This is a genomic window from Micromonospora sp. bgisy143, assembly GCF_057708145.1.
Window position 1 is genome coordinate 82,142 of sequence record NZ_JBYIRN010000014.1, and the last position, 15,594, is coordinate 97,735.

Below are 15,594 nucleotides of genomic sequence, written 5' to 3' on the forward strand. Positions count from 1 at the left end.
GTCGGCCTACAGGGTGGAGACGTAGAGCTGGGCCTGCTCCACCGCGACAAGTGTCGCGGCGAGACACTCCTCCAGCTCCTGGCTGGCCTGTGTCAGCGACGCCTGGGCCGCCTCGACGGTCTCGTGCCCGCTGCCCTCCAGCGCGCCGGCCAGGGTCTGCTGGGCCTCGGCCAGCTTCTCACCCGCCGCCTGGACGGCTGTCTGCCCGTCACCGATCTGTTGGAGGGCGACATCGATGGCAGCCTTCAGCTCGGCGACGCTCGCCACGGCGGAACCTCCTGGGGGCGGGGAGATCTCCATTAGAGCCTATCGACGGCCACGGGAGAACATCCGCCCTGGCGGTGTTGATACCCGCCTGACCGTTAACCCCCGCGAAGTGCCGGGAGTCCGTTCTGTGGGAGTCCCAGTGCGAGAATCTTTCAGTTGTCGCGGAGCCAGCGGGGACCGTACACCTCGGCGCCCAGGGCGGTGACCCGCTCCCGCAGTTCCCGGTCGGCGGTGACCACCAGCCGGCGGCGCTGCGGGGCCTCCTGCACCAGCTCGACCACCGTGTCGTCACCCGAGCCGGGGGCGGAGACCACGCGCACCTCGTCGATGCCGGGCACGTCCCGCGCCGCGCCCTCGACCACGAGCACCACCTCCACCGGCGCCGTCAACCGGGCGGGCAGCCCTTCGGCGGCCACCGGCGCGAGGGCGTCCCGCAGCCGGGCGGCGGCCCCGGCCCGGTCCCGCCACCAGCCGTTCGGGCGCGAGCCCACCACGTTGGCGCCGTCCACGATCAGCAGCGGGTTCTCCGTCATACCGCCAGCCTGCCACCACCTGCCCGAACCGGCCGGACGCCACTCCACAGCGAGGTGCGCCACCGCCTGCGGCGTTTGTCGGGCCGGGTGCCGGGTAGCCCCTGCCGACCGTGCCGCGCCCCGACTGCGGAGGAGAGACATGATGGGACCCGGTGATCTCGGCTCCGACCCGTGGGACGAATTCCTGGCCCGGTACTTCGGCCGGGGAGAGGGAGGACGCCGACCGCCGCACCGGGTCGACATCACCCGACTGATGACCGCCGACGCGCGAGAGATGCTGGCCGACGCGGCCCGTCGTGCCGCGCAGCGGCAGAGCAACGACCTGGACACCGACCACCTGCTCTGGGCCGCGCTGCAACGCGAACCCCTGCGTGACCTGGTCCGTCGGGCCGGCGCCGACCCGGACACCCTGCTCAACGCGCTCGGCGGCAAGGGCGACGGCGCGCCGCGCGGCGAGGTGCCGCCCAACCTGTCGCTCACCCCGGCGGCCAAGCGGGCGCTGCTCGACGCCCACCAACTGTCCCGGGCGATGGGCGCGAACTACATCGGCCCCGAGCACATCCTGATGGCCCTGCCGCTCAACCCCGAGTCGCCCGCCGGGCGGATGCTGGCCGCCGGCCGGATCCAGCCCGAGTCGTTGCAGGCCGCCAACGCCGAGCGCGGCCCGATGAACGGACCGAAGCCGGACCGGGGCACACCCACCCTCGACCAGTACGGCCAGGACCTCACCGACCTGGCCCGCAACGACCAGATCGACCCGGTGATCGGACGGGCCGACGAGATCGAGCAGGCCGTGGAGATCCTGTCCCGGCGGACCAAGAACAACCCGGTGCTGATCGGCGAGGCCGGTGTCGGCAAGACCGCCATCGTCGAGGGGCTGGCCGAGCGGATCTGCGACGGCGACGTACCGCAGACCCTGCTGGGCAAGCGGGTCGTCCAACTCGACCTCGCCGGCCTGGTCGCCGGCACCCGCTACCGGGGTGACTTCGAGGAGCGGCTGAAGAAGGTCATCGACGAGATCCGGGCGCACCGGGACGAGCTGATCATCTTCCTGGACGAGATCCACACCCTGGTCGGCGCGGGTGGCGCCGGCAGCGAGGGCGGGATGGACGCGTCCAACATGCTCAAGCCCGCCCTGGCGCGGGGCGAGCTGCGGGTGATCGGCGCGACCACACTCGACGAGTACCGCAAGAGCATCGAGAAGGACGCGGCGCTGGCCCGGCGCTTCCAGCCGGTGCTGGTGCCCGAGCCGAGCATCGACGACACGATCGCGATCCTGCGCGGGCTGCGGGACCGGTACGAGGCGCACCACCAGGTGCGCTTCACCGACGAGGCGCTGGTCACCGCCGCCGAGCTGTCCGACCGGTACGTCACCGACCGGTTCCTGCCGGACAAGGCCATCGACCTGATCGACCAGGCCGGCGCACGGGTGCGGCTGCGCACCCGCACCCCGGCGTCCGACGTGCGCGAGCTGGAGCAGGAGCTCGACGACGTACGCCGGGACAAGGAGCAGGCCGTCACCGACGAGCAGTACGAGCGGGCCTCGGCGCTGCGCGACCGGATCGCCGAGCTGGAACAGCAGATCCGCCAGGCCAACGGCGAGGACGGCGCGTCCTCCTCACAGGTGCCGGAGGTGGGTCCGCAGGAGATCGCCGAGGTGGTCTCCCGGGCCACCGGCATCCCGGTCAGCCAGCTCACCGAGGAGGAACGCGACCGCCTGCTGCGTCTGGAGGGCCACCTGCACGAGAAGGTCGTGGGCCAGGACGACGCCGTCACCGCGGTGGCCGAGGCGGTCCGCCGCTCCCGCGCCGGGCTGGCCGACCCGGACCGCCCGATGGGCAGCTTCCTGTTCCTCGGCCCCACCGGCGTCGGCAAGACCGAGCTGGCCCGGGCCCTGGCCGAGGCGCTGTTCGGCGAGGCCGACCGGATGGTCCGGGTGGACATGAGCGAGTTCCAGGAGCGGCACACGGTCAGCCGGCTGGTCGGCGCCCCACCCGGGTACGTCGGCTACGAGGAGGCCGGCCAGCTCACCGAGGCGGTGCGCCGCCGCCCGTACGCGGTGGTGCTGCTCGACGAGATCGAGAAGGCGCACCCGGACGTGTTCAACATCCTGCTCCAGGTGCTCGACGACGGGCGGCTCACCGACAGCCAGGGCCGTACGGTGAACTTCAAGAACACCGTCCTGATCATGACGAGCAACCTCGGCTCCGAGTTGATCACCGGGACCCAGCGGGCCGTCGGGTTCGGCACCGGCGCGCCCGGCAGCGAGCAGGAGAACGACGAGCTGCGCGAGCGGCTGATGCGTCGCCTCCAGGAGAACTTCCGGCCGGAGTTCCTCAACCGCATCGACGAGATCATCATCTTCCGCCGGCTGGAGGCCGAGCAGTTGCGGGACATCACCGCGCTACTGCTGGAGGACACCCGCCGCCGGATGCACGCCCAGGACATCCAGGTGGAGGTCACCACCGCCGGGGTGGACTGGCTCGCCGAGCACGGCTACCAACCGGAGTTCGGCGCCCGTCCGCTGCGCCGGGTCATCCAGCGCGAGGTCGACAACCACCTGTCCCGGATGCTGCTGGAGTCGGCGATCTCGCCCGGACAGAAGGTCGTGGTGGACGCCCGCGACGGGCAACTCGCCTTCGACGTGACCGCGGGCGAGCGGGGGTACACCGCCGCCACGACAACACACCCGCGATGAGCGGGCCGGCGGGACGCGAGGACCACGACGAGCCGCGCGAGGACGCGGACGCCGCGAAGCACTGGGACGAGGACGACCACCCCGACCCGATCCTGGCGCCCCCGACCGCGAACCCACGTCGGACGCGGGTGCCCGCCGAGGGCCTGCATCCCAAGACCGACAAGGACGACCCGGAGACGCGAGAGGAGACCTGATGGTACGCGACACGCGGCTCGACCCCGAGGTGGAAGTGCTCTGGGAGGACTTCCACGCCGAGGTCAACGTCCCGTCGGAGCAGCTGCGCACCTGGCTGCTGACCCGGGGCTCGGGGGAGGAGTCGTTCAGCCCGAACCCGGACCTCGACCTGCCCCAGCCCGGGCGGGAGATCCTCAAGGTGCTGAACAAGCGCAAGGTCGACCTCACGCCGGAGGACATCGAGGTGATGCGGGAGGCGGTCGAGCGGATCCGCGAGCTGATGGACGCCAAGCCCCGGCGCGGCAACGCCGACGACGAGTGGCGGCACTCGCTGCTCGACCTCGGGCACGATCCGCTCGTCGAACGCTGAGCACGGCCGTACGCGACGGCGCCGTCCCGGTTCGGGGCGGCGCCGTCGTCGGTCCTACTGGCCCTGGTCGGACTCCAGGCTGCCGATGGTCAGCCCCGCCGCGTCGGCGGCGGCGTCGCGCTCGCCCCGGGTCTGGTCCTCGCGGGTGAGCAGGTTGGCGTACTCGGTGACGTCGGCCGGGTCGGGCACCTCCGGCAGCCGGCGCAGGAACGCCTCCACCTGGCGGGTGGCGGCGGTGTGCGCGGCGGCGGCCTGGCGGAGCAGCTCGCGGTCGTCGGCGGGCGGGTAGAGATCGGTCATGTCCGCCAGATACCCCGACAGCGGCGGTTCGCACCGCCGGCGGCCCTCGTCTCGTCCCGCGTCGCCGGCGGCTCTCGTCGCACCTCAGCGGCCGGCGATGCCGTCCAGCAGGGTGGTCAGGTTGTGCTCGAAGGTCTCCTCGGCGTCGAGGTGCGCGCCGTCGACGACGAGCCGCGCGACGGTGGGGTAGCGACCCGTGTCGAGCATCCGGGTCAGGTAGGGGCCGAGGCTGGCCTGCCAGGCGCTCAGTTCGGTGCCGGTGGCCCGGGCGGTGCGCCGCTCGGTGACCTCCCGCCGCAGCGCCCCGACGATGAACGCGTTGAGGGCGCCCAGGGCCCGCTGCAGGTCGTCGATGCCGCCGATGCCGGGGGCCTGGCTGAGCGCCGCCGCCGTCGACTCGCCCACGGCGAGCGCGTGCGGCCCGAGCTGGGGCCGGCCGCCGAGCAGGTCGGCGAACCACTCGTGGTCCAGGGCGGCGACGCGGGTCCGTCGCGCGACGGCCAGCACCGTGGCCCGCCACCCGGACTGCGAGCCGGCCCCGGCGATCTCGGCGTAGACCGCGTCGACCATCAGGTCGAGCAGCTCGGACCGGTTGGCGACGTAGTCGTACAGCCGCATGGGGCCGACGCCGAGTTCCTTGGCGATCCCACGGACCGACAGGCCGTCGAGCCCGTGCGCGTCGGAGAGCCGGATCGCCGTGTCGGCGATCTTCGCGCGACTCAGCGGCACCGGCGTCGCCCGGGGGCGGGGCTCGGGCCGTTCCCACACGGGCACCAGTTCGCTACCGTACGGTGTATCCACGCGATACAGCGTACGGTAAGGAGCATGGCGATGCGACTGGCGATCGTGGGCGGCGGCCTGGGCGGGCTGACGCTGGCACGGATCCTGCACCTGCACGGCATCGAGGCGGTGGTCCACGAACGCGAGGCGGACCGGTCCGCGCGTTCGCAGGGCGGGATGCTCGACCTGCACCCGGAGTCCGGGCAGCACGCCCTCGCCGAGGCCGGCCTCGACGCGCAGTTCCGGTCGTCGGCCCGGCCCGAGGGCGAGGAGCACCGCATCCTCGATCCGGCCGGGCGTACGCTCGTGCACCACACGCCGCGCCCCGGCTCGTTCGACGGACGCCCGGAGGTCGACCGCACCGTCCTGCGAAACCTCCTGCTCGACGCGCTGCCGCCCGACACGGTCGCCTGGGGACGCCGCCTCGTCGCGGCGACGCCCCGGCCCGCCGGCGGTTTCCTGCTGACGTTCGCCGACGGCGACCGCGCCGAGTGCGACATCCTCGTCGGCGCGGACGGCGCCCGCTCGGTCGTCCGACCGCTGCTGATCGACGCGCCACTGTCGTACGTCTCCACCCACGTGGATCTGACCATCGGCGACGCCGACCGACGCCACCCGCAGCTCGCCGAGCTGGTCGGCCCCGGCAACCTGTGGTGCGTCGGCGACAGCCGGATCCTCGCCGCGCAGCGCCTCGGCGACGGCCGCATCCGGGTCGGGATCTCGCTGCGCGCCGAGGACCGTGACCTGGATACCTACCGCAGCAAGGAGGCGCTGCGCGCTCTCTTCGACGGCTGGGATCCGCGCCTGACCGCCCTCATCGACGCCGGCGACGACACGCCGACGCCCCGCCGGGTCGAGGCGATGCCGGTCGACGCGCGCTGGACACACCGCCCGGGGGTCACCCTGCTCGGCGACGCCGCGCACCTCATGCCCCCGATGGGTGAGGGCGCCAACCAGGCCATGCGGGACGCCGCCGAACTCGCCCGCGAACTCGTCGCCCACCCCGGCGACCCGGACGCGGCCATCCAGGCGTACGAGGAGGCGATGTTCGCCCGGATCCAGCCGGTCGCCGAGATGTGCGCGAGGGTCCAGGCGATGATGCTGTCGTCCACGGCGGCGGACGACCTCGTCCGCTTCTTCACGCCGCGTACCGCCGAACCCGTCGGGCCGTAGACCTCACGCCGCGCTGGGCTGCCGGACACCGAAGGCCGGGTTGCGCACCAGCCAGTCCAGGTAGGTGGGGTGCGACGCCAGCGAGTCGGTGTACGCCGCCTTCGCCGTCGACAGCAGCAGATCCGCGTCCCGGGCGGCCGGCGAGTCCGGGTGCCAGCCCAGCAGCAGTCGCCAGCGCAGCGGGACACCGGCCAACCGCCGGGTGACCAGACCGGCCACCGGCCGGAACGTCGCCTGGCACAGGGCCACCGCCACGCCCGCGTCCACCAGATCGATGCAGCCGCGGATGTCGGTCTCGTACACCTTGCGGGGGGTGAAGCCGGCGCGGGCGCACGCGGCGGCGAAACAGTCGCCGAAACAGCCGTCGCCGGGCGCCGCCACCCACTGCTCGTGGCGCAGGTCGGCCAGGTGTACCTCGTCCCGGTCGGCGAGCGGGTGGCTCGCCGGCAGCAGGACCAGCACCGGGTCGACGGCCACCTCCCGCCACCGCAATCCGAAGTCGGCCGACGGGGTGGCGTCGCCGCAGACACCGGTGAGGGCGAAGTCCAACCGCCCGCCGGCCACCAACTGCGCCAGCTCGTCCACCGACCACGAGGCGTACGTCGTGATCTGGGCCGGCGGGTCCTCGGCGGCCAGCCGGTGCACCAGCCGGCCCAGGATCGGGCTGTTCACCCCGCCGAGCCGGTAGCAGCGCGATGTCACGCCGCCGCCGGCCAGTCGGGCCGCCTCGTCCTGGAGGCCCTTCATGGCCGGCAGCAGCACCCGGGCCCGGGCGAGCACCAGCTCACCGAGCGCGGTGGGCCGCGCGCCGCGCCGGTCCCGGTCGAACAGCGGCCCGCCGAGGGTCCGTTCGATCCGCTGGAGCTGGGCGGTCAGCGCCGGCTGGGCGAGCCCGAGCGCCGACGCCGCCTTGGTCACACTCCCTGTCTCCGCGATCGCGCAGACCACCCGCAGGTGTCGCAGCTCCAGGTTCATACGGTGACGGTAGGACCACGCCGCAGCCTGCGGAAGGGGCCAAGTGTATCGGTGACATTGAATGCATCTTGTGGTGCGGCCCGCGCGTTCAGTCGCGCGGTGGTTCCGGCAGGTCCTTGAGGTACGTCGGCCGCCGGGTCACCGCGTCCATCACCTTGTCCACCACGCCCACCGCCGGCTCGACGATCCGGTTCCACGGCGGGGTGGCCGGAGTGCCCGGGTGCGGCCGGGTCGGCGCGGCCTCCTCGGCGATCTCCAACCGGTTGCCGAGCCGGATCAGCTCCTCCGGGGTCGCCACCGCGCGCAACTCGGTGACCAGAGCTCCCACCCCGTCGACGTGCCGGCGCACCCGCTCGGCGACCTCGGCCACGCTCTCGTCGTTCAACCCCTTCAGGGCGGCCAGCAGCGCCGCGTCAGCGTCGATCTCCGCGTCCACCCGGGCGGTCTCGGCCGGCAGCGCCGCCCGTACCGCCGGCAGCAGGTACTGCTCCTCGGCGGAGATGTGCCGCGACAGCGCGGCGGTGAGCACCGCCAGCGCCTCCTGCGGCGTCGCGTCCGGACCGGCCAACTGGTCCACGAGGGTCAGCAACTGCCGGTGCTCGCGGTCCACGATGTCGGCGACGCTGCGGCCGCCGGGCCGGTAACCCTCCTCGGGTGCGGGCGCGGGCGGCAACGGGGGTAGGGGAACGGCGGACATGGTGCCCTCCTCGACTGGCGGGCGGAAGCTCCGGCAGGGGATGTGCGGTCGTGGGCGGCGGTACCCGAACCCGGCCGCGACGAAACCGTCCGGCGATTCGCCGAGCTGGATGCCCCGCCGTGTCTCGTCGGTGCGCCGGCCCGCCGGTGCCGCCGGGCTGGTATGAAGGGGCGATGACGAGCGACCCCGCCTCCGCCCGACCGGACCCCACCGCGGAGGTCGTGGACCTCTGCCGCGACCTGCTGCGCATCGACACCACCAACACCGGCGACAACGACACCAGCGTGGGCGAACGCCGCGCGGCCGAGTACGTGGCGGAGAAGCTCGCCGAGGTCGGCGTCGAGTCGGTGCTGCACGAGTCCGCGCCCGGGCGGGCGAACGTGGTGGCCCGCATCCCCGGCGCCGACCCGAGCCGGGAGGCCCTGCTGGTGCACGGCCACCTCGACGTGGTGCCCGCCGACGCCGACGAGTGGTCGGTGCACCCGTTCTCCGGCGAGCAGCGCGACGGCTACCTGTGGGGTCGCGGTGCCATCGACATGAAGGACTTCGACGCGATGGTGCTCGCCGTGGTGCGGCACTGGCAGCGCACCGGCGTCCGGCCCCCACGGGACATCGTGCTGGCGTACACCGCCGACGAGGAGGCGGGCAGCGACCACGGCGCGCGCTTCCTGGTCGAGAACCACCGCGACCTCTTCGACGGCTGCACCGAGGCGATCGGCGAGGTCGGCGGGTTCTCCTACTCGGTCAACGACAGCCAGCGCCTCTACCTCATCGAGACCGCCGAGAAGGGCATCGACTGGCTGCGGCTGCACGCCAAGGGGCGCCCCGGGCACGGGTCGATGGTGCACGACGACAACGCGGTCACCGCCCTCGCCGAGGCCGTGGCGCGCATCGGCCGGCACCGCTTCCCGGTGGTGGTCACCGACACCGTACGGGCGTTCCTGACCGAGGTCTCCGACCTGCTCGGCATCGAGCTGGACCCGGACGACCCGGAGACCGCCATCGCCAAGCTCGGCCCGATCGCCAACATCATCGGGGCGACCATCCGCAACACGGCCAACCCGACCCGCCTCGCCGCCGGCTACAAGGACAACGTCATCCCGGGCCGCGCCACCGCCACCATCGACTGCCGCAGCCTCCCCGGCCAGTCCGAGCTGCTGGAGCAGCAGCTGCGCGAGCTGGTCGGTCCGGACATCGCCATCGAGTACGTCCAGCGGCAGCCCGCGCTGGAGACCACCTTCGACGGCGACCTCGTCGCGGCCATGTCGGCGGCGCTGCGCGCCGAGGACCCGGGCGCCCGGCCGGTGCCCTACATGCTCTCCGGCGGCACCGACGCGAAGGCGTTCTCGACGCTCGGCATCCGCTGCTTCGGCTTCGCGCCGCTGCGGCTGCCCGCCGACCTGAACTTCTCCGCGTTGTTCCATGGCATCGACGAGCGCGTTCCGGTCGACGGACTACAGTTCGGCGTGCGGGTTCTCGACCGGTTCCTCCGCACCTGCTAGCAGTGTCCGCGTTACCTCCCCATCGTGAAGGGACTGCCCCACATGACCGACCAGCACGGTGAGCTGGACGCCGCACTCGAGCGGGTGATCGAAGCGGCCCGCCACCACCTGGCCGCCGTACGCGCCGCGCAGGGCCGCGTCGACGACGACGATGTCTGGCAGGCGTACGTGGCGTTGAACAACGCCTCCTTCGCCTACGACGAGCAGCTCCTCGACGCCTTCGGTGAGGTCACGCCGTGGGACGTCGACTCGATCGACCCGGACGAGGCCGACGAGCGCTTCGGCGCGGAGAGTGTCGAGGCCAGTGACCCGCACCCGCGCGTGATCTCGGTGCGCCAGCGCCGCGACTACCGGGTTCCGAGCATCTCCGCGCTGCTGCGGGCGGCCGAGGCGGCCCGCCGCGAGGGGACCCCGGAGGACGACGAGCCGGCCCCGGTGGAGGGCGTCGGCGAGGCGGTGCTGGAGCTGCTGCAGAGCGGCGACGGTTCGCTCGGCGCGCTGGACGTCCCGGAGCTGGAACCGCTCGACGGGGTGGTGATGGTCAGCGAGGTGGGCACCCCGGTCGACCTGGAGTCCTTCGACGACGACGACGCGGTCGGCCCGTTCCAGCCGGCCGGTGACGACCGGCTCGTCGGCCGCCTCGACGAGCACCCGTTCCTGGAGCTCGACGACGACCACGACCACGACCACGCCGGGCACCAGCACTAGTTCGCCCCCGGGCCGCACGACGCCCGGGGCCCGACCGAGCGCGGTTCGGGCCCCGGGCGTTTCGTCGCGGTGTCCCGGCCGGGGTGCCGGTCAGTACGACAGGCCCGGCTGCGGCTGGTTGACCCGACGACGGCGCAGCATGACCTGCCGCGTGCCGTCGCGGAACAGCCGTACCCGGGCCAACTCCCATCCGGAGAACTCCGCCTGGATCGCCAACTGCGCCGCGGCGGTCAACCGGTCGACGTTCGGCGGCAGCCGCAGCGGCGCGTACTCGTAGTCCATGACGTCCATGCTGCCCAGCCCGGCGGTCGTCCGCCACCCCCTGGCGGGTGACCAACGCCGCTGCCGCGCGTGGTTCGTGCCGCCCTGACCGACCTCGCGGCCGGAACCTGCTCCGGTCACCCGTCGCGCTCGGGGTAGCCGACCGGCACCGACGAGACGTCCTCCAGCGCGGTGGTGATCTCCTCGGGCAGCGTGATCCGTTCCACCTGCAACGCGCCGAGCAGTTGGCCGACGGTCCGGGCGCCCAGGATCGGGGCGGTCACCCCGGGCCGGTCCCGGATCCAGGCCAGCGCTACCTCCAGCGGCGACACGCCCAGGCCGCCGGCCGCGGTCGCCACCGCCTCGACGATGCTGGAGCAGCGCGGCTCCAGGTAGGTGGAGACGAACCGCTCGAAGTGCGGGGAGGCGGCCCGGGAGTCCGCCGGCCGCCCGTGCCGGTACTTGCCGGTGAGCACCCCCCGACCCAGCGGCGACCAGGGCAGCACGCCGAGGCCCAGCGCGTCGGCGGCCGGCAGCACCTCGCGCTCCACGCCCCGCTCCAGCAGCGAGTACTCCACCTGGGCGGCGACCACCGGCGCCCGACCCGGCCAGGCGGTCTGCCAGGCGGCGGCCCGCGCGGTCTGCCAGCCGGAGAAGTTCGACACCCCTACATAGCGGACCTTCCCGCTGGCCACCGCGTGGTCCAGCGCCGCGAGGGTCTCCTCCAGGGGGGTGTCCGGGTCGTACCCGTGCACCTGGAACAGGTCGACGTGGTCGGTGCCGAGCCGCCGCAGCGACGCCTCCAGGGTGCGCAGCAGGTGACCCCGCGAGCCGTCGCGCCGCCGGGCGCTGCCCGGACGTAGGCCCGCCTTCGTGGCGATCAGCAGCTCGTCACGCGGGACGAGGGTGCCCAGCAGCGACCCGATCACCGACTCGGCGTCGCCGTCGCCGTACACGTCGGCGGTGTCGATCAGGTTGCCGCCGGCGTCCAGGAAACTCTTCAGCTGGGCGGCCGCATCGTCGGCGTCGGTGTCCCGGCCCCAGGTCATGGTGCCGAGCGCGAGCCGCGAAACCGCCAGCCCGCTTCGGCCGAGCGGTCGCTGTTGCATGGGTGAACCTTATTTCGAACCCGCCGCCACGGATATCCTCGCTCCCGTCATCTCTGCCGGTTCTGCCGGTTCCGCCGTCGCGAGACACCGCGACGGAGGGGGGATCATTGGCGGTGAGCCGGTGATCGGGTCCGTTTTCGGCATTGCGTAACCTGGTGCGACCTGTGCCACGGATGGGGGAGGACCAGTGCGACTCGGGCTCAGCCTCGGATACCAGACAGCGTGGAGTACGCCCGCCGACCACCTGGCGCTGGCCCAGGAGGCGGACCGCCTCGGCTACTCGGTGGTGTGGGCGGCGGAGGCGTACGGCTCCGACTCGCCCAGCATGCTCGCCTGGATGGCCGGTCAGACGCAACGGATCGACGTGGGCGCGGCGGTGATGCAGATCCCCGCCCGTACGCCGGCGGCCACCGCGATGACGGCCGCCACCATCGACGCCCTCTCCGGCGGCCGGTTCCGGCTCGGCCTCGGCGTCTCCGGCCCGCAGGTCTCCGAGGGCTGGCACGGTGTGCGGTTTGCCAAGCCGCTCGGCCGCACCCGCGAGTTCGTCGACATCGTCAAGCTGGCCATCGCCCGCAAGGAGGTGGCGTACGACGGTGAGCACTACACGCTGCCGCTGCCCGACGGCCCCGGCAAGGCGCTGCGGCTGAGCTTCCACCCGCCCCGCGAGCACATCCCGATCTACCTGGCCGCCGTCGGCCCGAAGAACCTGAAGCTGGCCGGCGAGATCGCCGACGGCTGGCTCGCGGTGTTCTACGCCCCGGAGTTCGCCGACGAGCACCTCGCCGCCGTCTCCGCCGGTCGGGCCAAGGCCGGCAAGGAGCTGGCCGGCTTCGACGTGGTGCCGTCCGTGCCGGTCGTCATCGGCGACGACGTCGCCTCCTGCGCCGAGCTGGTCCGCTGGTACGCCGCGCTCTACGTCGGCGGGATGGGCAGCCGGCAGCAGAACTTCTACAACCAGCTCGCCACCCGCATGGGCTACGGCGACGCCGCCCGCGAGGTCCAGGACCTGTACCTGGCCAAGCGCCAGCGCGACGCCGCGGCCGCCGTACCGATGGAGTTCATCGACCGTACGTCGCTGCTCGGCCCGAAGGAGCGCATCGCGGAGCGAATGCGCGAGTACGCCGCCTCCGGCGTGACCACGCTGTCGGTGAGCCTGTTCGTGGCCGACCGGGACAGCGGCGTGCAGACCCTGCGGACCGTCGCCGAGGCTCTCGAACTCTCGGGAGTCGGCGAGTGACCTGGGTTGAGGCCATCGTCCTGGGCATCGTCCAGGGGCTGACCGAGTTCCTGCCGGTCAGCTCGTCGGGGCATCTACGGATCACCTCGGCGATCTTCTTCGACCGCGACGCGGGCGCGTCGTTCACCGCGGTCACCCAGCTCGGCACCGAGGCGGCCGTGCTGATCTACTTCGCGAAGGACATCTGGCGGATCACCCGTACCTGGCTGGTCGGGCTCAAGGACAAGTCCGTGCGTTCCAGCCTCGACTACCGGATGGGCTGGTACGTGATCGTCGGCTCGATCCCCATCGGGCTGTTCGGGTTCCTCTTCAAGGACCAGATCAAGACGGCCGGGCGCAACCTGTGGGTGGTGTCCACCACGCTGATCGTGTTCGCGTTCGTGCTGGCCTTCGCCGAGTACTGGGGTCGGCAGACCCGCACGCTGGAGAACTTCCGGATGAAGGACGGCATCGTGATGGGCTTCGCCCAGGCGATGGCGTTGGTTCCCGGTGTGTCCCGCTCCGGGGGGACGCTCACCGCCGGCCTGCTGCTCAACCTCACCCGGGAGGCTGCGGCGCGGTACTCGTTCCTGCTGGCCATCCCGGCGGTGGTGATGTCGGGCGTGTTCAGCCTCGGGGACGTCTTCGAACCGTCCGCGCCGGGCACGTCCGCGCCCTCGGTCGCCCAGATGATCGTGGCCACGGCCATCGCGTTCGGCATCGGGTACGCGGCCATCGCCTGGCTGCTGCGCTACGTCGCGCACCACACCCTGTACGTCTTCGTGCTGTACCGGGTCGCGCTGGGCACCCTGGTCCTGGCCCTGCTGCTGACCGGCACGATCAGCGCCACCTGATCTGGAGATACGCCGATGGCCGGCACCCGTAGTCGGGTGCCGGCCATCGGTGTGTTTCGTCAGCTGTTCCAGTACTGGCCGACCAGGTCGGTGGCCTGCTGCTCCCACTGGGCGTACGCGTCCGGGTAGGCGGAGACCTGGACGGTCTGGGCGGCGTCGGTCAGCGGCATGTCCTGCCAGCCGTCAACCTGGCGCAGGCCCTTGAGGAACGCCGTCGTGGAGTACTCGGGGTTGGTGATCTGCTCCGGCGTGCCCCAACCACTGGACGGGCGCTGCTGGAACAGGCCCAGGGAGTCGTGGTCGTTGGCGTCACCCAGGTGGCCCAGGTTCTCCAGCTTGGACTCCTGCAGGCTCGTCGCGATCGAGATGACCGCCGCGCGCTCGGGCAGGCCGGCCTTCTTGGTGGCGGCGATGATGGCCTTGACGTTGGCCGTCTGCTCACCGTTGAGGGTGATGTGCGACTGGTCGCCCTGCGGCTTCGCCGCGGTGGTCTGCACGGCGGCGACGGGCTTGGCGTCGGCGGCCGGGTTGGCGTGGGCGGCGATCGGGCCGGCGAAGACGCCACCGGCGAACGCGAGACCAGCAACAGACAGCATGCTCTTGCGGAAGATCGTGTTCATCAGGGGTTGCTCCTTCGGGGGTAGGAAACACCCACGCGGTCGTACCGGGGGATGCGGGGGTGTTCAGCACCTCGTCCGGGCGCTTCGCAAAGTCTGGGGGCGGGCCGGCGAGCCGGGGGGCTCGGGCGCCGCGGACCGGGTTCAACGACCCGAGGGCCGGGGCCATTCCCGGGGACCTGGCGGCCCCTGCCGGGGATGCTCGCGGCGGCCGGTCCGGGTGTAACGACCCGACGGCCGGGGACATTCCCGGAGGGCTTGGCGGCCTGCGGACGGGTTTGCTCGCGGCGGCCGGTCCGTGTGTAACGACCGGGGGTCCGGGGTCATTCCCGCAGGCGGGCAGTCCTGTGGGGCTCGTCGTGCCGGGTCCGGGTGCAACGACCGGCAAGACCCCACGGCCGGACATAACGACCATCCGGCGTAAACGACGTCTCCGGTGAAGGCGTCCCAGACGGTGATCCACACGAGTTCGCTGATGTGGGGGCATCCAGGGCCGGTCAATGCCCCCAGATCGGCGAACTCGTGTCGATCATGCTCTTTCCCGGCCGAGTGGCGTGGCCTCCGAGCCCGTGGCGATCGTGAGCGCGGGGGAGGCCCTAGGGTGATCGTGTGGCGACCCTTCTGCTTCTGCGACACGGCCGTACCACCGCGAACGCCGACGGCGGCCTGGCCGGTCGGCAGCCGGTCGAGTTGGACGACACCGGGCGCGCCCAGGCCACCGCAGTCGGCGAACGATTGCGCGCGGTGCCGCTCGCGACGGTCGTCACCAGCCCGCTGATCCGCTGCCGGCAGACCCTGGAACTGGCGTTGCCCCAGGCCACGCCGGTGGTCGAGGAAGGGCTGATCGAGTGCGACTACGGCAGCTGGGAGGGGCAGCCGCTGAAGAAGCTCGCCAAGGAGCCGCTCTGGCCGGTGGTCCAGCAGCACCCCAGCGCGGCGGTCTTTCCGCAGGGCGAGGCGATGGCGGCGATGGCGGCCCGCGCGGTGGCCGCCGTACGCGACTGGGACGCCCGGGTGAACGCCGAGCACGGGCCCGAGGCGGTCTGGCTGGCGTGCAGCCACGGCGATGTGATCAAGGCCATCGTGGCGGACGCTCTCGGCGTACACCTGGATGCCTTTCAGCGGATCGTCGCCGACCCGGCGTCGGTGACCGCGATCCGCTTCACGCCGCTGCGACCCTTCCTGGTGCGGCTCAACGACACCGGCGGTGACCTCGCCGCGCTGGTCCCGCCGCCGCGCAAGCGGCGTCGGCGGGCCGCGCGGGCGGCCGACTCGGACGCCGCCGTGGGCGGCGGGGCGGGCGCGGCCAGGTGAGGCGCGCCGTGAGTGCCGCCCGGCCCACCGCCGCCACGCCCGG

The 15,594-nt window shown here is 72.7% G+C and carries 18 protein-coding genes; 9 read left to right on the forward strand and 9 right to left on the reverse strand.

Annotated elements, in window-relative coordinates:
• Nucleotides 1–6 precede the first annotated feature (6 nt).
• The gene (locus AC3EN4_RS17855; RefSeq protein ID WP_007076395.1) at nt 7–267 is read right to left on the reverse strand and encodes a hypothetical protein; all 261 of its coding nucleotides are present in this window, start codon (nt 265–267) and stop codon (nt 7–9) included.
• A 152-nt stretch (nt 268–419) separates the two neighbouring features.
• Nucleotides 420–800: a hypothetical protein gene (locus AC3EN4_RS17860; protein WP_422740051.1), complete on the reverse strand. Its 381-nt coding sequence runs from the start codon at nt 798–800 to the stop codon at nt 420–422.
• A 139-nt stretch (nt 801–939) separates the two neighbouring features.
• Here AC3EN4_RS17860 and AC3EN4_RS17865 point away from each other — a divergent pair, with 139 nt between their 5' ends.
• Genes AC3EN4_RS17865 through AC3EN4_RS17875 form a run of 3 tightly spaced genes read left to right on the forward strand, consistent with a single transcriptional unit; the run spans nt 940 to nt 4,042 of the window.
• The gene (locus tag AC3EN4_RS17865; RefSeq protein ID WP_435206959.1) at nt 940–3,498 is read left to right on the forward strand and encodes an ATP-dependent Clp protease ATP-binding subunit; all 2,559 of its coding nucleotides are present in this window, start codon (nt 940–942) and stop codon (nt 3,496–3,498) included.
• Entirely contained in the window at nt 3,495–3,692 is a 198-nt protein-coding gene (locus AC3EN4_RS17870; RefSeq protein WP_435206960.1) for a hypothetical protein, read from the forward strand. The genes AC3EN4_RS17865 and AC3EN4_RS17870 overlap by 4 nt, the downstream gene beginning before the upstream one ends.
• Nucleotides 3,692–4,042, forward strand: coding sequence for a DUF3140 domain-containing protein (locus AC3EN4_RS17875; protein WP_234582023.1), 351 nt, complete (start codon nt 3,692–3,694; stop codon nt 4,040–4,042). Before AC3EN4_RS17870 ends, AC3EN4_RS17875 begins: the two co-directional genes overlap by 1 nt.
• Before the next feature lie 54 nt (nt 4,043–4,096).
• Here the strand turns inward: AC3EN4_RS17875 and AC3EN4_RS17880 are convergent, their stop codons facing one another.
• Nucleotides 4,097–4,342, reverse strand: a complete 246-nt coding sequence (locus AC3EN4_RS17880; protein ID WP_234582022.1) for a hypothetical protein — start codon at nt 4,340–4,342, stop codon at nt 4,097–4,099.
• 84 nt (nt 4,343–4,426) lie between these two features.
• Nucleotides 4,427–5,143, reverse strand: a complete 717-nt coding sequence (locus AC3EN4_RS17885) for a TetR/AcrR family transcriptional regulator C-terminal domain-containing protein (RefSeq protein ID WP_435206963.1) — start codon at nt 5,141–5,143, stop codon at nt 4,427–4,429.
• A gap of 24 nt (nt 5,144–5,167) precedes the next feature.
• Here AC3EN4_RS17885 and AC3EN4_RS17890 point away from each other — a divergent pair, with 24 nt between their 5' ends.
• Nucleotides 5,168–6,295, forward strand: a complete 1,128-nt coding sequence (locus tag AC3EN4_RS17890) for an FAD-dependent oxidoreductase (protein ID WP_435206964.1) — start codon at nt 5,168–5,170, stop codon at nt 6,293–6,295.
• A gap of 3 nt (nt 6,296–6,298) precedes the next feature.
• On the opposite strand, the gene AC3EN4_RS17895 is transcribed toward AC3EN4_RS17890, so the two are convergent.
• The gene (locus AC3EN4_RS17895) at nt 6,299–7,270 is read right to left on the reverse strand and encodes a LysR family transcriptional regulator (RefSeq protein ID WP_435206966.1); all 972 of its coding nucleotides are present in this window, start codon (nt 7,268–7,270) and stop codon (nt 6,299–6,301) included.
• 88 nt (nt 7,271–7,358) lie between these two features.
• Nucleotides 7,359–7,967 carry a hemerythrin domain-containing protein gene (locus AC3EN4_RS17900; RefSeq protein ID WP_422740057.1) on the reverse strand — a complete coding sequence of 203 codons (609 nt, stop codon included), beginning with the start codon at nt 7,965–7,967 and terminating at the stop codon, nt 7,359–7,361.
• Nucleotides 7,968–8,140: 173 nt separating this feature from the next.
• Between AC3EN4_RS17900 and AC3EN4_RS17905 the strand changes: the two genes are divergently transcribed.
• Together AC3EN4_RS17905 and AC3EN4_RS17910 are read left to right on the forward strand one after the other, a co-directional pair.
• A complete protein-coding gene (locus AC3EN4_RS17905; protein WP_422740058.1) occupies nt 8,141–9,469 on the forward strand; it encodes a M20/M25/M40 family metallo-hydrolase in 1,329 nt (442 codons plus the stop codon).
• 42 nt (nt 9,470–9,511) lie between these two features.
• Complete coding sequence (locus AC3EN4_RS17910; protein ID WP_422740059.1) at nt 9,512–10,177, forward strand: hypothetical protein; 666 nt, start codon at nt 9,512–9,514, stop codon at nt 10,175–10,177.
• Nucleotides 10,178–10,267: 90 nt separating this feature from the next.
• On the opposite strand, the gene AC3EN4_RS17915 is transcribed toward AC3EN4_RS17910, so the two are convergent.
• Both AC3EN4_RS17915 and AC3EN4_RS17920 read right to left on the reverse strand, forming a co-directional pair.
• Entirely contained in the window at nt 10,268–10,459 is a 192-nt protein-coding gene (locus tag AC3EN4_RS17915) for a DUF5703 family protein (RefSeq protein WP_039906151.1), read from the reverse strand.
• Nucleotides 10,460–10,575: 116 nt separating this feature from the next.
• Nucleotides 10,576–11,547 (reverse strand): aldo/keto reductase, encoded by a 972-nt coding sequence (locus AC3EN4_RS17920; RefSeq protein WP_422740060.1) that lies wholly within the window; start codon nt 11,545–11,547, stop codon nt 10,576–10,578.
• 187 nt (nt 11,548–11,734) lie between these two features.
• On the opposite strand from AC3EN4_RS17920, the gene AC3EN4_RS17925 reads away from it, so the two are divergent.
• The gene (locus AC3EN4_RS17925) at nt 11,735–12,787 is read left to right on the forward strand and encodes an LLM class F420-dependent oxidoreductase (protein ID WP_435206968.1); all 1,053 of its coding nucleotides are present in this window, start codon (nt 11,735–11,737) and stop codon (nt 12,785–12,787) included.
• Nucleotides 12,784–13,620, forward strand: coding sequence for an undecaprenyl-diphosphate phosphatase (locus AC3EN4_RS17930; protein ID WP_421470826.1), 837 nt, complete (start codon nt 12,784–12,786; stop codon nt 13,618–13,620). The genes AC3EN4_RS17925 and AC3EN4_RS17930 overlap by 4 nt, the downstream gene beginning before the upstream one ends.
• Nucleotides 13,621–13,679: 59 nt before the next feature.
• Here the strand turns inward: AC3EN4_RS17930 and AC3EN4_RS17935 are convergent, their stop codons facing one another.
• Nucleotides 13,680–14,240, reverse strand: coding sequence for a hypothetical protein (locus AC3EN4_RS17935; RefSeq protein ID WP_435206970.1), 561 nt, complete (start codon nt 14,238–14,240; stop codon nt 13,680–13,682).
• A 606-nt stretch (nt 14,241–14,846) separates the two neighbouring features.
• On the opposite strand from AC3EN4_RS17935, the gene AC3EN4_RS17940 reads away from it, so the two are divergent.
• Nucleotides 14,847–15,551 carry an MSMEG_4193 family putative phosphomutase gene (locus AC3EN4_RS17940; RefSeq protein WP_435206972.1) on the forward strand — a complete coding sequence of 235 codons (705 nt, stop codon included), beginning with the start codon at nt 14,847–14,849 and terminating at the stop codon, nt 15,549–15,551.
• Nucleotides 15,552–15,594: the final 43 nt, after the last annotated feature.

Bases quoted from the DNA above. Each gene is read 5' to 3' on its own strand.
- AC3EN4_RS17860 (WP_422740051.1), bottom strand. From the start codon at position 800: ATGACGGAGAACCCGCTGCTGATCGTGGACGGCGCCAACGTGGTGGGC.
- AC3EN4_RS17865 (WP_435206959.1), top strand. From the start codon at position 940: ATGATGGGACCCGGTGATCTCGGCTCCGACCCGTGGGACGAATTCCTG.
- AC3EN4_RS17870 (WP_435206960.1), top strand. From the start codon at position 3,495: ATGAGCGGGCCGGCGGGACGCGAGGACCACGACGAGCCGCGCGAGGAC.
- AC3EN4_RS17875 (WP_234582023.1), top strand. From the start codon at position 3,692: ATGGTACGCGACACGCGGCTCGACCCCGAGGTGGAAGTGCTCTGGGAG.
- AC3EN4_RS17880 (WP_234582022.1), bottom strand. From the start codon at position 4,342: ATGACCGATCTCTACCCGCCCGCCGACGACCGCGAGCTGCTCCGCCAG.
- AC3EN4_RS17890 (WP_435206964.1), top strand. From the start codon at position 5,168: ATGGCGATGCGACTGGCGATCGTGGGCGGCGGCCTGGGCGGGCTGACG.
- AC3EN4_RS17895 (WP_435206966.1), bottom strand. From the start codon at position 7,270: ATGAACCTGGAGCTGCGACACCTGCGGGTGGTCTGCGCGATCGCGGAG.
- AC3EN4_RS17900 (WP_422740057.1), bottom strand. From the start codon at position 7,967: ATGTCCGCCGTTCCCCTACCCCCGTTGCCGCCCGCGCCCGCACCCGAG.
- AC3EN4_RS17905 (WP_422740058.1), top strand. From the start codon at position 8,141: ATGACGAGCGACCCCGCCTCCGCCCGACCGGACCCCACCGCGGAGGTC.
- AC3EN4_RS17910 (WP_422740059.1), top strand. From the start codon at position 9,512: ATGACCGACCAGCACGGTGAGCTGGACGCCGCACTCGAGCGGGTGATC.
- AC3EN4_RS17915 (WP_039906151.1), bottom strand. From the start codon at position 10,459: ATGGACTACGAGTACGCGCCGCTGCGGCTGCCGCCGAACGTCGACCGG.
- AC3EN4_RS17920 (WP_422740060.1), bottom strand. From the start codon at position 11,547: ATGCAACAGCGACCGCTCGGCCGAAGCGGGCTGGCGGTTTCGCGGCTC.
- AC3EN4_RS17935 (WP_435206970.1), bottom strand. From the start codon at position 14,240: ATGAACACGATCTTCCGCAAGAGCATGCTGTCTGTTGCTGGTCTCGCG.